Source organism: Nocardiopsis flavescens (assembly GCF_900141985.1).
In the GTDB taxonomy this organism is placed as follows: Bacteria; Actinomycetota; Actinomycetes; order Streptosporangiales; family Streptosporangiaceae; genus Nocardiopsis; species Nocardiopsis flavescens.
In genome coordinates, this window is the sequence record NZ_FQZK01000015.1 from 102,230 (window position 1) to 114,770 (window position 12,541).

Here is a 12,541-nt window from a genome sequence, read left to right on the forward strand (position 1 = left end):
GGGGTGTGTCGGACACCGTCACACCCCCGACGTGGTGTCCGAAAAGCCCGGCCCTCCCAGCATAGGCCCCGCGGGCCGGTGCTCCGCGCGTCCGCCCCGGTCACAGCGCCGGAACGGATCCGGCGGACGCGCCGACACGAACGCCCCCGCGGCCCGGTGACGGGCCGCGGGGGCGTGGCGGAACGGAGGCCGGGGCCGCCCGGGGGCGCCTACCCGGGGGCCATGTCGACGAAGCGGCTGTAGTGGCCCTGGAAGGCCACGGTGACGTCCGCGGTGGGGCCGTTGCGGTGCTTGGCGACGATGATGTCCGCCTCGCCCGCCCGCGGCGACTCCTTGTCGTGCACGTCCTCGCGGTACAGCAGGATCACCATGTCGGCGTCCTGCTCAATGGATCCGGATTCGCGAAGGTCCGACACTTGTGGGCGTTTGTCGGTGCGCTGTTCGGGGCCGCGGTTGAGCTGGGAGAGCGCCACCACGGGCACCTCCAGCTCCTTGGCCAGCAGCTTGAGCGACCGGGACATCTCCGAGACCTCCTGCTGGCGGCTCTCCACCCGGCCGGGCGAGCTCATCAGCTGGAGGTAGTCGACGATGACCAGTTTGAGGTCGTGCTGCTGCTTGAGCCGTCGGCACTTGGCCCGGATCTCCATCATCGACATGTTGGGCGAGTCGTCGATGAACAGCGGCGCGTTGGCGACCTCGCCCATGCGCCGGGCCAGCCGCGCCCAGTCGTCGTCGGTCATCAGACCCGACCGCATGGTGTGCAGCGGCACCCGGGCCTCCGCCGACAGCAGGCGCATGACGATCTCGTTGCGCCCCATCTCCAGGCTGAAGAAAACGGCGGTCATATCGTGCTTGATCGACGCGGCCCGCGCGAAATCCAGGGCCAGCGTGGAGTTGTGCGTGGGCACCATGGCCTTCGTGGCCAGGAACAGGTGGCCGGGGTGGTCCACCTGGACGCAGCGCACCGGAACGCTGGCGATGGGACGCACCTCCGTGACGAACCTGGAGCCGATCCGCGTGTGGCCGCGCCCGGCTCCGCGGGTGCGGTGCGCCTCCTGCTTGCGCGAGAGGCGGAAGACCTCGCGTTCGGACCCGAAGGTGACCGTGTAGCAGGTGGAGGAGGACTCCGTGCTCCCCTCGACCCGCCTCGTCGACATCGCGGTGCGGTACCCGAGCCCGTGTGCCAGCTCGCGGAAGTCGCCCGCCAGCCGTTCGTCGGTCACCGCGAACCGGACCGACCCGTCGGCGTCGACCGTGCCGTCGGAGTCCAGCAGCCCGGCCATGAGCGCCCGCCGCTGCTCGACCGAGGCCCGCAGGTACTCCATGGGGATGTGCTTGTTCCCGAGTACCCCCAGCGTCCTCAGCAGTGCTCGGACACTGCCGTGGTGCCGGGCGCACTCCCGGCGGCGCAGGCGCCCGGCCACGGGGCTCCCGCAGTCCGGGCAGGGGGTCTGCGGCACCGGGTCGGAGACGAACCCCGCCTCTCCGCCGCAGGGCCGACCGCAGCCGCGCACGTGCGGCAGGGACGGGGCGGACTCCTCACCGCACACCGCGCACAGGCGCGTCCCCGGGTCCTCCCGGGGGAGGTGGATGCTGTGGGCGAGGCGGCCCACCGGCTTGGCCACCAGTCCGTCGGCCTCGATGTCGACGAGGACCTCCGGATCGGCGGCCGTGATCCGGGCGGCGTCGGCGGCCCCGCCACCCAGCCAGACGCCGAGGAAGTAGGGCGGCAGCGGCAGTTCCCGCTCGGGCAGTTCCAGCGGTCCGGCGTTGGCGACCGAGTGGTTGGGGCGGGCGTCGGTGGTGGACGGCCGCAGGGTGGCGGCGATCTCCCGGGTGGTCCGCACCCCGGGAAGGGTCCGCGGGGTGCCTCCCGCGCGGGCGGCCTCCCGAGCAGCACGGCGCGAGGCCCGCGTGTGGGTGAGCCACCGGTGCTCGGCGTCGGCGATGACGGTGGTCCCGTCGTCGAACACCACCTCGTAGCAGGGGCGACCGGTCATCACTTCGGTCGCCGCCACCACACGGGTGGACGTCCCGTCCGCGGCCAGCAGCTCATCGCCCACCCGGACCGCACCCATGGTCGTCCACCCGTGGGGGGTGGGCAGCGGGGTGTCCAGGGCCAGGGCCTTACCGACGGCCGGGCGGGCGGCGATGATGACCATCTGGCCCGGGTGGAGGCCGTTGGTGAGGGCGTCGAAGTCGGCGAAGCCGGTGGGGACGCCGGTGAGGGTGCCGTCGTGGGAGGAGATCGCCTCGATCTCGTCCAGCGCGCCGGGCATGATGTCGGCGAGGGCGACGTAGTCCTCGCCGGTCCGCTTCTCGGCGACCTTGTAGATCTCCGCCTGGGCGTGGTCGACGAGGTCCTCGACCTCGCCGTCGCCCGCGTAGCCGATCTGGGCGATGCGGGTGCCGACCTCCACCAGGCGGCGCAGCACGGCGCGGTCGGAGACGATCTTGGCGTAGTAGCCGGCGTTGGCGGCGGTGGGGATGGCGTCGGTGAGGGTGTGCAGGTAGAGCGCGCCGCCCACGCGCGCGGCCTCGCCGCGCTTGGTCAGCTCCGCGTTGACGGAGATGACGTCGACGGGCTCGCCGCGGGAGAACAGGTCCACGACGGCGTCGTAGATGATCTGGTGCGCCGGGCGGTAGAAGTCGGCGGAGCGGATGATCTCCACGACCTGGGTGATGGCGTCCTTGGAGATGAGCATGCCGCCCAGGACGCTCTGCTCGGCCTGGATGTCGTGGGGGGGCGTGCGGTCGTATCCGCCTTCTTCGGGTGGCTGCTCAGCGACGCTCACGAACAATCTCCCCTGGACCGTGCTCCCTCGGCCCCGGGTCGGAACCGACCCTTCCAGCATGCCTCATCAACCGCGCCGGGGACGCCGTCGGAGGAGCCGTCCACAGGCTTCGTAGCACCCGTTCGCCCCAGTCCGCAGGGGTTTCGCCGACCCGTTGTGCACATAACCTGTGGATAACTTTGCACACACCCCTCCATATCGGCGTTGACCTGCGAAAACATGCTTCGACACGGGGTGTGCAAGATGTCTCACAGGGTCGATTTCCACAAGTTATCCACAGGCATCCCGGTGCCTGTGGATAACTTCACCCACCCGGGGGAACGCCTGTCCGATAACGTGGTCCCGCCATGCCCAGACCGCTCTCCGCCGCCCCGTTCCGGCACCGCCACGACCGCGAAATCTTCGCCCTGGCGGTCCCCACGTTCTTCGCCCTCGTCAGCGAACCCCTGTTCCTGCTGACCGACTCCGCGATCGTCGGCACCCTGGGCACCGCCGCCCTGGCCGGGCTCGGCATCGCCGGCCAGGTACTGCTGACGCTGGTCGCCGTCTGCATCTTCCTCGCCTACGGCACCACCGCGGCGGTCTCCCGCAAGTTCGGCGCGGGCGACGTCCCCGGCGGGATCCGCGACGGGATCGACGGCCTGTGGCTCGCCGTGCTGCTCGGGGCCGCCGCGATCGCGATCGGCTGGCCGCTGGGCCCGGTCATGGTGGACCTGCTGGGCGCCTCCCCCGAGGCCGCCCCCCACGCCCTGGTGTACCTGCGCATCAGCCTGCTGAGCACACCGTTCCTGCTCATCGTCATGGCGGGCACCGGCGTGCTGCGCGGCCTCCAGGACGCCCGCACCCCACTGGTGGTGGCGGTCGCCTCCTTCCTGGGCAACGCGGTGCTGTGCGCGGTGTTCGTCCTGGTCCTGGACTGGGGCATCGCCGGCTCGGCGTGGGCGACGGTGCTCGCCCAGGGCGGCGGCGCGTTCTGGTACCTGGCGGTGATGGTCCGCCGCGCCCGGCGCGAGGGGGTCTCGCTGGCGCCGACGGCGGCGGGGCTGCGCGCGTCGGCCTCGGCCGGGTTCGCGCTGTTCCTGCGCAGTGTCTCGATGCGCGTGGTGGCCCTGGTGACGGTGGCGGTCGCGGCCCGGCTCGGCGACGCCCCGGTGGCCGCCCACCAGGTCTCGCACAACATCTGGGCGCTGCTGGTGTTCGCGATGGACGCGATCGCGATCGCCGGGCAGGCGATCGTGGGCCGCTACCTGGGGGCGGGCGACGTCCGCGGGACCCGGGACGCGACCCGGCGCATGGTGGAGTGGGGCGTGATGCTGGGCGTGCTCTTCACCGTGGCGGTGCTGCTGGTCCTGCCGTGGGCGTGGGTGCCCTTCACCACCGACCCCGAGGTGCGCGTGCTCATCACCGCGTCGCTGGTGGTGGTGGCGTTGCTCCAGCCGCTGAGCGGGGTCACCATGGTGCTGGACGGCGTCCTCATGGGTGCCGGGGACCAGCGCTACCTGGCCTGGGCCTCCCTGTGGACGATGCTGGTCTTCCTGCCGTTCGCGCTGGTCGTGCCGTCGCTGGGGCTGTCCGCGCTGTGGGGGGTCGTGGCGCTGTGGATCGCCTACGGTGTCTGGATCCTGGCCCGCGCGGTCGCCCTGGGCCACCGGGCCCGGGGACAGGCCTGGCTGGTCACCGGTGCGGCGCGGCCCTGATCGGGCCCCGCCCGGGACCTCCGTCCGGCGGACCGGAGGTCCAGGGCGGTCCGGGGTCAGAGGGAGGCGTCGCGGTCTCCGAGCGCCGGGCCGTGGTAGAACGTCGCCACCCGTTCGGAGTCCGGGGTGACCGGATAGGTCGGCAGCTGTTCCAGGCTGAGGTCGGCCCCGGACACCCGGCCCAGGTGGGAGAGCTGCTCGCGCAGCCGGGACGCCACGTCCTTGCGCAGCTGCGGGAGCATGGAGTAGAGCTTGTCCCCGGGGCAGCTGGTGGCGTTGTAGTCGCGGTGCCCGACGATGGCCTCGTCCGGGTCCAGCCGGTACACCAGGCACAGCCAGGAGCAGGTGTCCACCAGGGAGCGCATGAGCGCGGCCGGCGGGGTCGCCGAGGAGTAGGTGCCCTCGTTCTCGATGCCGATGGTGTGCGAGTTGTGGTTGGCGGTGTGCGCACCGATCACGTGGCCGCCGTCGGCGATGGACTGGAGGGTGCGGTCGCGGCCCTCCATGATGTGGCCGCCGCGGCTGATGGTGAGCTGCTGCCCGGTGTCGCTCCAGCCGTTGTGGTCCATGTGGTAGCGCTGGATGGAGCGGGACAGCGCGGCCGCGTGGGAGGTCGAGGTGTCGGAGACGTTCCCGGTGGCCGTGTGGTGCACGACGATGTGGGTCGGCCCCTTGGCCATGACGTCGATGCGGTTCTTGGGCGCCCTGGCCTTCCAGTCCGTCCGGGTGTAGACCTTGGGTGTGGCGGCGGCCAGCGCCCCGGTGGCCGGGGTGAGCCCGATCAGCCCGCCGAGCAGCACGCCGCCCGCGGCCAGTGCCGTACCCTTCAGGACCGTCCTGCGGTCCGGTAGGCGCTGCGGTCGTCCGTTCATCGGCCCGTCGTCCTCTCTGTCCTGGGCGTCCAGTGACACCGACACAGAGAACACGATAGGTTACAAAGAGTAGTCAAAGGGTGTCTTTCGCCTGGCCACGGCGTGTTGCCCCCGAACGGGACGGGCCCCGCACCTCCTCGGAGGTGCGGGGCCCGTTCACGCGAGCGCGAACGCCTCGGCTCAGACGCCGACGACGTCCAGCTTGATCGTCGCGACGACCTCGGGGTGCAGGCGGACCTGCACCTTGTGGGCGCCGACCGACTTGATCGGGTTCTTGACCTCGATGCGGCGCTTGTCCAGCGCCGGACCGCCGGACGCCTTGACGGCGTCGGCGATGTCCGACGGGGTGACCGAGCCGAAGAGGCGGCCACCCTCGCCGGCGCGCTGCTTGAGGCGCACGGTGAGCGCGGAGACCTGGCCGGAGACCTGCTTGGCCTCGTCCAGGGTCCGGATGTCGCGCGCGGCGCGGGCGCGCTGGATCAGGTCGATCTGCTTCTGGCCGCCGCGCGTCCACCGGATGGCGAACCCGCGGGGAAGCAGGTAGTTGCGGCCGTAGCCGTTCTTCACCTCGACGACATCGCCGGGGGCTCCGAGACCGTTGACCTCGTGGGTCAGGATCAGCTTCACGACAAAAACCTCCCTCGGAGAATCCCCGCTAGCGAGCGGTGCTGGTGTAGGGCAGCAGGGCGACCTCGCGCGCGTTCTTGATCGCGGTGGCGACGTCGCGCTGGTGCTGGGTGCAGTTACCCGTCACGCGGCGGGCGCGGATCTTGCCGCGCTCGGAGATGAACTTGCGGAGAAGCGTGGTGTCCTTGTAGTCGATGTAGGACTGCTTCTCCTGGCAGAAAAAGCAAACCTTCTTCTTGGGCTTGCGCGCTGCCGGCTTCGCCATCGTGGTGCTCCTTCGCAAGAGCCCCGGGTTCCTCCCGGGGATGGTCTGAGGACGTGTGGATGGTGACTCGGCGCCCAGGGGCGCCGGGTCGGGGTGTTGCGTTCCGCGGCACGGGGCCGCGGCACGACCGCTCGGTTAGAACGGCGGGTCGTCGGAGAAGCCGCCGCCGAAGCCGCCGCCCCCTCCGCCACCGCCGCCGTTGTTGGCCCACGGGTCGTCGTTGGCGGGGGCGCCGCCGCGGTTGCCCTGCTGGCCGCCGCCGAAGCCGCCGCCCTGGTTCCCGTAGCCGCCGCCCTGCTGGCCGCCGCCCTGGGGCTGGCCGCCGCCGAAACCGCCTCCGCCGCCCTGGCCGAAGCCGCCGCCTCCGCCGCCCTGGCGCTGCGTCTTGGTCACCTTGGCGGTGGCGCTGCGCAGTGCCGGGCCGACCTCGTCGACGTCGACCTCGAAGACGGTGCGCTTCTCACCCTGCTGGGTGTCGAAGGAGCGCTGCTTGAGGCGTCCCTGGACGATGACCCGCATACCGCGCTGGAGGCTCTCCGCGACGTTCTCCGCGTACTGCCGCCACACGGTGCAGGTGAGGAACATGGACTCGCCGTCCTTCCACTCCCCCGACGCGCGGTCGAAGGTGCGCGGCGTCGAGGCCACGCGGAAGTTGGCGACAGCGGCTCCACTCGCCGTGAAGCGCATCTCAGGATCGTCGACCAGGTTGCCGACGAGCGTGATCTGGGTTTCGCCTGCCATGAGGGCTCCGGTTCGGGGTAGATCGGGTCAGGCGGTTTCGCCTGTTCCCCTGATCATCCGTCCTTCCACCGACAGAAACAGCGGAATCGGATGATCCGGGGAGAGGGGGCGCGGCCACGGGGCCGCTAGTGGACCTCGGGCCGGATGACCTTGGTGCGGAGCACGGCCTCGGCGATGCCGAGCTGGCGGTCCAGCTCCTTGACCGTGGCGGGCGTGGCCGTCAGGTCGATCACGGCGTAGATGCCCTCGGGGTTCTTCTCGATGTCGTAGGCGAGCCGGCGCTTGCCCCAGATGTCGACCTTCTCGACCGAGCCGCCGTCGTTGCGCACGACGGCCAGGAAGTTCTCCAGCGACGGGGCGACGGTGCGCTCGTCGAGGTTCGGGTCGAGGATGACCATGATTTCGTAACGACGCATCGGCGTACGTTCCTCCTCTGGACTGTCGCGGCCATGGAATCTCCATGGCAGGAGGGCAGGAGCCCGCGGCGTCCCGCGCCGGGCGGCGGGGTGCGGGCTCAGAGCCATACGGGAGCCAAGATTACCAGCAGCGCAGGACCGGAATCGGCGGCGGCCGGGACGGCCGAACGCGAAGGGGCCGGTGCGCCCGCGCGCACCGGCCCCTCACTCCTGCCCGCGGGGCGGGTCAGTCCTCGCGGCTGCCGAGGATGGCCACCCGGCCGTTGGCGCCCTGGCTGGAGCCGAGGCGCTGGTCCCCGTCGCCCGGCGTCTCCTCGCACTGGTCGAAGATCGGACGGGTCTCGCAGTCGTCCGGGTCGTCCGAGGACTCGGGCGGCGTCGGCAGGTCCGGGTTCTGGCACTCCCAGTCCCAGTCCTGGCACTCGGGCGGCGTCGGCATGCCCGCGCAGTTCGGGTTCTCGGGGTCGATGTTCTGCAGATCGCAGTCCGGGAACTCGCTGGGCTCGTCGGTGGGATCCTCGCTCGGCTGCTCCGAGGGGCTCGGGTCGGGGCTGGGCGAGGGGGCGAAGTTCTGGTCCGTGCCCACGTTCGCCGGCGGCGGGAAGTTCTCCGGGGACAGCTCCATGATCTCGATGGCGTCGACCATGAACGCGTTCCACACCGTGGCCGAGGTACTGCCACCGAAGACCTCGTTGTTGGAGATCCCGTCGAACTCCAGGCCCGTCTCGGCGTCCGCCCGGCTGAGGCCGACCGCCACCGACAGCTGGGGCACGTAGCCCACGAACCAGGCCGAGATGGCACCCGAGGAGGTACCGGTCTTGCCCGCCACCGGGCGGCCGTCGGGCAGCGCGGCGTTGGAGCCACCGCCGTTGGTGACGACCTCGGTGAGGGCGAAGGTGACGTCGGCGGCGACGTCCGCGGACATCGCCCGGGTGCCGCTCTCCAGCTGGTCGGCGTCGTTGGGGATGCGTTCGGTGCCGTCGCTGTTGGTGACCTTGGTGACCATGTGCGCGGGGCGGTGCACGCCCGCCGCGGCGAAGGTGGCGTAGCCGCTGGCCTGGTCGAGGGCGCTGACCTGGTGGGTGCCCAGGGCGATCAGCGACCCCTGGGTGGAGGTCGTGGTCTGCTCCTCGGCCACGCCCGCGCTGACCGCCATCTCGTCCACGTTGAGCGGCCCCACCTCCTGGGCGAGCTGCACGTACGGGGTGTTGTAGGAGTGCGCCGTGGACTCGACGAGGTCGACCGCGCCATGGCTCTGCATGTCGGCGTTGGTGACCGGGCTCTGCAGGCCCTCGAACTCCTGCGGGGAGTCGCCGTTCATCAGGGTGCGGAGGCTGATGTTCTGGTTGAGCGCCGCGGCGAGCACGTAGGGCTTGTACGACGAGCCCGCCTGGGTGCGCTCCTCCAGGGACTGGTTCAGCTCGACGCCCGCGTCCGCGCCGCCGCGGAAGGCCACGATCTCTCCCGTCGCCGGGTTGATCGCTGTCAGGCCCTTGCGGGTGTCCTCCGGGTGCCCGGGCAGGGTGTCGAACGCGGTGTAGGCCGCCTCCATGAGATCGGGGTCGAGGGAGGTCTCGACCCGGTAGCCCTGGGTGGCGATCTCCTCCGAGGTGAGGCCGTAGCGGTCGACGAGCTCCTGGACGACCGCCACGCGGACGTAGTCCGGCTTGGGGTCGTACTCCTGGGTCTCCTCCTCGGCCTCCTCCGACTCCTCCTCGGACTCGGCGCTGGAGCCCCACTGCGTCGTCTCGGGGATCTCCAGGGCCTGGGCCTCGCTCTTGGGCAGGCCGCGGTCGGAGTTCTCCTCGTTCATGGCGGCCAGCTGGTTCTGGATGTAGGGCCAGCGCTCCTCGTGGAGGTACGTGTGGGTCCAAGGGCCCAGCTCGGAGTTCTCGAAGTTGGAGGGCATCTGGATGATCAGCCCGAGGTAGGCGCCCTCGGCCGAGCCCAGCTCCGTCACGCTCTTGTCGAAGTACTGGCGGGACGCCATCTCGATCCCCATGGCCTGACGGCCGAAGTAGATCGTGTTGACGTAGCGCTCCAGGATCTCCTCCTTGTCCATCCGCTGGCCGAGCTTGATGGAGATGAAGATCTCGCGGATCTTGCGTTCGAGGGTGCCGTAGCCGTCGAGGTCGCTGTAGAAGTTGCGGGCCATCTGCTGGGTGATGGTGGAACCGCCGCCCGCCTCGCCGCGGGAGAGCAGCGCGCGGCCGATACCCGTGATGCTGACGCCGGGGTCCTCGAAGAACGTGTGCTGCTCGGCGGCGAGGATGCCGTCGATGACCTCCGGCGGGATGTCGTCGTACTGCACCTCGATACGGCGGACCTCGCCGGTGGTGACCGCGACGTCGCCGGTCTGCCAGAAGATCTGGGTGGCCGACTTCTCGGAGTCGGCCTTGGCGTCCAGGTCCGCCGGGTCCGGCGCCTGGGCGTACAGGAGCGCGAAGACGGCCACGCCGCCGATGATCATCAGGCCGAAGGCCGCCAGTGCGGGCTTCCAGGCCTTGGCTGCGAACCGCTTCCACCAGGGGCGGTCGTCCGGCTCGTCCTCACCGCCGCGGCGGCGTCGGCCCCCGCCGGAACCGCCGTGTCCCCCGCCACCGGCGGCGGCACGCCGGCGGCCGCCCTCGGAGCGGGCGCCGTGCTCGCGCTCGCGGGGGTCGCGCGGGCCGTCGGGCCTGCGCCTTCCGCCGGGCCGGGAGCCGTCCTCGGGCGGGCGGCGGCGCCGCTGGCCCTCGGCGCGGGCACCGTGCTCGACCTCCTCGGGACGGCGGCGGGGGCGCTCGCCGCCCTCCGGCGGGCGGCGGCGCTGGCCGCCGTCGGGTCCGCGGCGCGGGTCGCCCTCGGGCGCGCGCCTGCGGGCGCCGCCGTCGCGGCGCCGGGGGTCGTCCTCCGGGGGACGGCGGCGCTGGCCGCCCTCGGGGCGGCGGGGCCGCCCCTCCTCGGCGCGGCGGCGACCGCCGCCGCGGCCCTCGGAGCGCGCGTCATCGGCCGGGGGACGGCGCCGGGGGCGCTCCTCCTCCCCCCAGAAACCGTTCTCAGCTTCCGGGGATCGGCGCCCTCCGGCACGTTGTTCCCGGGGCGGCGGGCCATCGGCCCGGCGCCTCCCGCCGTCGCCGCCGGCGCCGTTCGCCGGGCCCTCGGCCCGGCGACGGCCGCCATCGGCATCCCGTCGTCGTTCGGTACTCACGTGGTCCTCGATTGCCTTTCACGGCCGGTCGGCCTGACGATTCCTTGGTGGAACGGGGGGCTTGTCCCCCTGGGGGATCGGTGATCCGCGACCTGTGTCCCGCGATGACCGGCACGGCCCGGCTCCGCGGCTCGGGCCCGTCGTGCGGTCCGCCTGTGATTCAAGGCTTGATAAAAGGACGCTCCGCCGTGGGCGAAGGTTTTCAACAGGTCGCGAAGACGTTGGCCGCTTCATCCTCCTGGTCGTTGGCCCGTACGAGCTCCCGCCCCTTCGGCGGCGACCGATGCGGACGCCCGCCCGGGGGTGGGACGGGGGCTCTTCCGGCTTTCACGCGCAAATCACAGGTCACGTTAAAGCGATGGGACGGTATAGCACAACCCACGCGCGAGAGTACCCCGTGCGGCGGAACTCTCGGTCACCGCGGGCCGTCCGCGCACCGTCCGGACTGATCAGGGGGCGAAAACCGAACGCCGGTAGGTATCGGTGCCGCGGACCGGTCCGACGGCACCGCAGGCGGGGGCCGGTGTGTGACATATCGCGCGCGGCGCACCGGCGCGGAATGCCACGGAGGGTCACGGGCATCTCCGGGACGGGGGTGTCACCGTGGGTGACATGCGGTTTCCCAGACGAGCGAAGATAGAGTCATACCCGAACAAAACAGCCGGAGCCACACGTTCCGCCTTCCGTCCGGCGTCCGGGCGGGAACAGAAACACCGTGCGGGCCGCTGACCACATACGGAGAACGAACGCGGAACGCCGCCACCCCCCGTCCGCCGAGGGCACGGGGGTGCCGTCGTGCGCGTGGCATCCATGTTCGCGAACGAGAAGGAGCAAGGACCAATGGGTTCGGTACGTGTAGCCGTCGTGGGCGTCGGCAATTGCGCGGCGTCGCTCGTCCAGGGCGTGCACTACTACAAGGACGCCGACCCCGGCTCGCGGGTACCTGGCCTGATGCACGTCCGGTTCGGGCGGTACCACGTGCGCGACATCGAGTTCGTCGCCGCCTTCGACGTGGACGCCAAGAAGGTCGGCCACGACCTGGCCGACGCCATCGTCGCCAGCGAGAACAACACGGTCAAGATCTGCGACGTGCCGCCCACCGGCGTCACCGTCATGCGCGGCCCCACCTACGACGGGCTGGGCAAGTACTACCGCGAGACCATCCAGGAGTCCCCCGAGGACGCCGTGGACGTCGTCGCCGCCCTCAAGCACAGCAAGGCCGACGTCCTCGTCTCCTACCTCCCCGTGGGCTCGGAGGAGGCCGGCAAGTTCTACGCCCAGTGCGCGATCGACGCCGGCGTGGCCTACGTCAACGCCCTGCCGGTGTTCATCGCCTCCGACCCCGAGTGGGCCGCGAAGTTCACCGAGGCCGGCGTGCCGATCATCGGCGACGACATCAAGTCGCAGGTGGGCGCCACCATCACCCACCGGGTGCTGTCCAAGCTGTTCGAGGACCGCGGCGTCATCGTCGACCGCACCTACCAGCTGAACTTCGGCGGCAACATGGACTTCAAGAACATGCTCGAACGCGAGCGCCTGGAGTCCAAGAAGATCTCCAAGACCCAGTCGGTCACCTCCCAGATCCCCCACGAGCTCAACGCCGGCGCCGTGCACATCGGCCCGTCGGACCACGTGCCGTGGCTGGACGACCGCAAGTGGGCGTACGTGCGCCTGGAGGGCCGCGCGTTCGGCGACGTGCCGCTCAACCTGGAGTACAAGCTGGAGGTCTGGGACTCCCCCAACTCCGCCGGGATCATCATCGACGCGGTGCGCGCGGCCAAGATCGCCAAGGACCGCGGCATCGGCGGCCCGATCCTCGCCCCCTCCTCCTACTTCATGAAGTCGCCGCCCGAGCAGTACAGCGACGCCGAGGCGCACGACGCCGTCGAGCGCTTCATCGCGGACGAGTAGCCTCCCCGCGGACACCGTGCCCGGGGC

At 71.2% G+C, this 12,541-nt stretch carries 9 protein-coding genes; 2 read left to right on the forward strand and 7 right to left on the reverse strand.

The annotated features are described in order from the left end of the window. Window positions 1-209: 209 nt before the first annotated feature. Window positions 210-2,795: a replicative DNA helicase gene (gene dnaB / locus BUE45_RS22170; protein WP_073381317.1), complete on the reverse strand. Its 2,586-nt coding sequence runs from the start codon at window positions 2,793-2,795 to the stop codon at window positions 210-212. Between the two features lie 347 nt (window positions 2,796-3,142). Here dnaB and BUE45_RS22175 point away from each other — a divergent pair, with 347 nt between their 5' ends. Next, window positions 3,143-4,492, forward strand: coding sequence for an MATE family efflux transporter (locus BUE45_RS22175; RefSeq protein ID WP_073381318.1), 1,350 nt, complete (start codon window positions 3,143-3,145; stop codon window positions 4,490-4,492). 56 nt (window positions 4,493-4,548) lie between these two features. Here the strand turns inward: BUE45_RS22175 and BUE45_RS22180 are convergent, their stop codons facing one another. From BUE45_RS22180 to BUE45_RS22205, 6 genes are all read right to left on the reverse strand, one after another. After that, on the reverse strand, window positions 4,549-5,364 hold the full coding sequence (locus BUE45_RS22180) for a peptidoglycan recognition protein family protein (RefSeq protein WP_073381319.1): 816 nt from the start codon (window positions 5,362-5,364) through the stop codon (window positions 4,549-4,551). 180 nt (window positions 5,365-5,544) lie between these two features. After that, window positions 5,545-5,991, reverse strand: a complete 447-nt coding sequence (gene rplI / locus BUE45_RS22185) for a 50S ribosomal protein L9 (protein WP_073381320.1) — start codon at window positions 5,989-5,991, stop codon at window positions 5,545-5,547. A gap of 28 nt (window positions 5,992-6,019) precedes the next feature. Then, window positions 6,020-6,256, reverse strand: coding sequence for a 30S ribosomal protein S18 (gene rpsR / locus BUE45_RS22190; protein WP_073381321.1), 237 nt, complete (start codon window positions 6,254-6,256; stop codon window positions 6,020-6,022). 135 nt (window positions 6,257-6,391) lie between these two features. Beyond that, window positions 6,392-6,997, reverse strand: a complete 606-nt coding sequence (locus tag BUE45_RS22195; protein WP_073381322.1) for a single-stranded DNA-binding protein — start codon at window positions 6,995-6,997, stop codon at window positions 6,392-6,394. A gap of 125 nt (window positions 6,998-7,122) precedes the next feature. Beyond that, window positions 7,123-7,413 carry a 30S ribosomal protein S6 gene (gene rpsF, locus BUE45_RS22200; RefSeq protein WP_073381323.1) on the reverse strand — a complete coding sequence of 97 codons (291 nt, stop codon included), beginning with the start codon at window positions 7,411-7,413 and terminating at the stop codon, window positions 7,123-7,125. Between the two features lie 226 nt (window positions 7,414-7,639). Continuing rightward, window positions 7,640-10,603, reverse strand: coding sequence for a transglycosylase domain-containing protein (locus BUE45_RS22205; protein ID WP_084737624.1), 2,964 nt, complete (start codon window positions 10,601-10,603; stop codon window positions 7,640-7,642). Window positions 10,604-11,443: 840 nt separating this feature from the next. Here BUE45_RS22205 and BUE45_RS22215 point away from each other — a divergent pair. After that, complete coding sequence (locus tag BUE45_RS22215) at window positions 11,444-12,514, forward strand: inositol-3-phosphate synthase (RefSeq protein WP_073381325.1); 1,071 nt, start codon at window positions 11,444-11,446, stop codon at window positions 12,512-12,514. Window positions 12,515-12,541 lie beyond the last annotated feature (27 nt).

Excerpts from the sequence above, each read along its gene's own strand:
- BUE45_RS22175 (WP_073381318.1), top strand. The coding sequence starts at position 3,143 with ATGCCCAGACCGCTCTCCGCCGCCCCGTTCCGGCACCGCCACGACCGC.
- BUE45_RS22180 (WP_073381319.1), bottom strand. The coding sequence starts at position 5,364 with ATGAACGGACGACCGCAGCGCCTACCGGACCGCAGGACGGTCCTGAAG.
- rpsR (WP_073381321.1), bottom strand. The coding sequence starts at position 6,256 with ATGGCGAAGCCGGCAGCGCGCAAGCCCAAGAAGAAGGTTTGCTTTTTC.
- BUE45_RS22195 (WP_073381322.1), bottom strand. The coding sequence starts at position 6,997 with ATGGCAGGCGAAACCCAGATCACGCTCGTCGGCAACCTGGTCGACGAT.
- rpsF (WP_073381323.1), bottom strand. The coding sequence starts at position 7,413 with ATGCGTCGTTACGAAATCATGGTCATCCTCGACCCGAACCTCGACGAG.
- BUE45_RS22215 (WP_073381325.1), top strand. The coding sequence starts at position 11,444 with ATGGGTTCGGTACGTGTAGCCGTCGTGGGCGTCGGCAATTGCGCGGCG.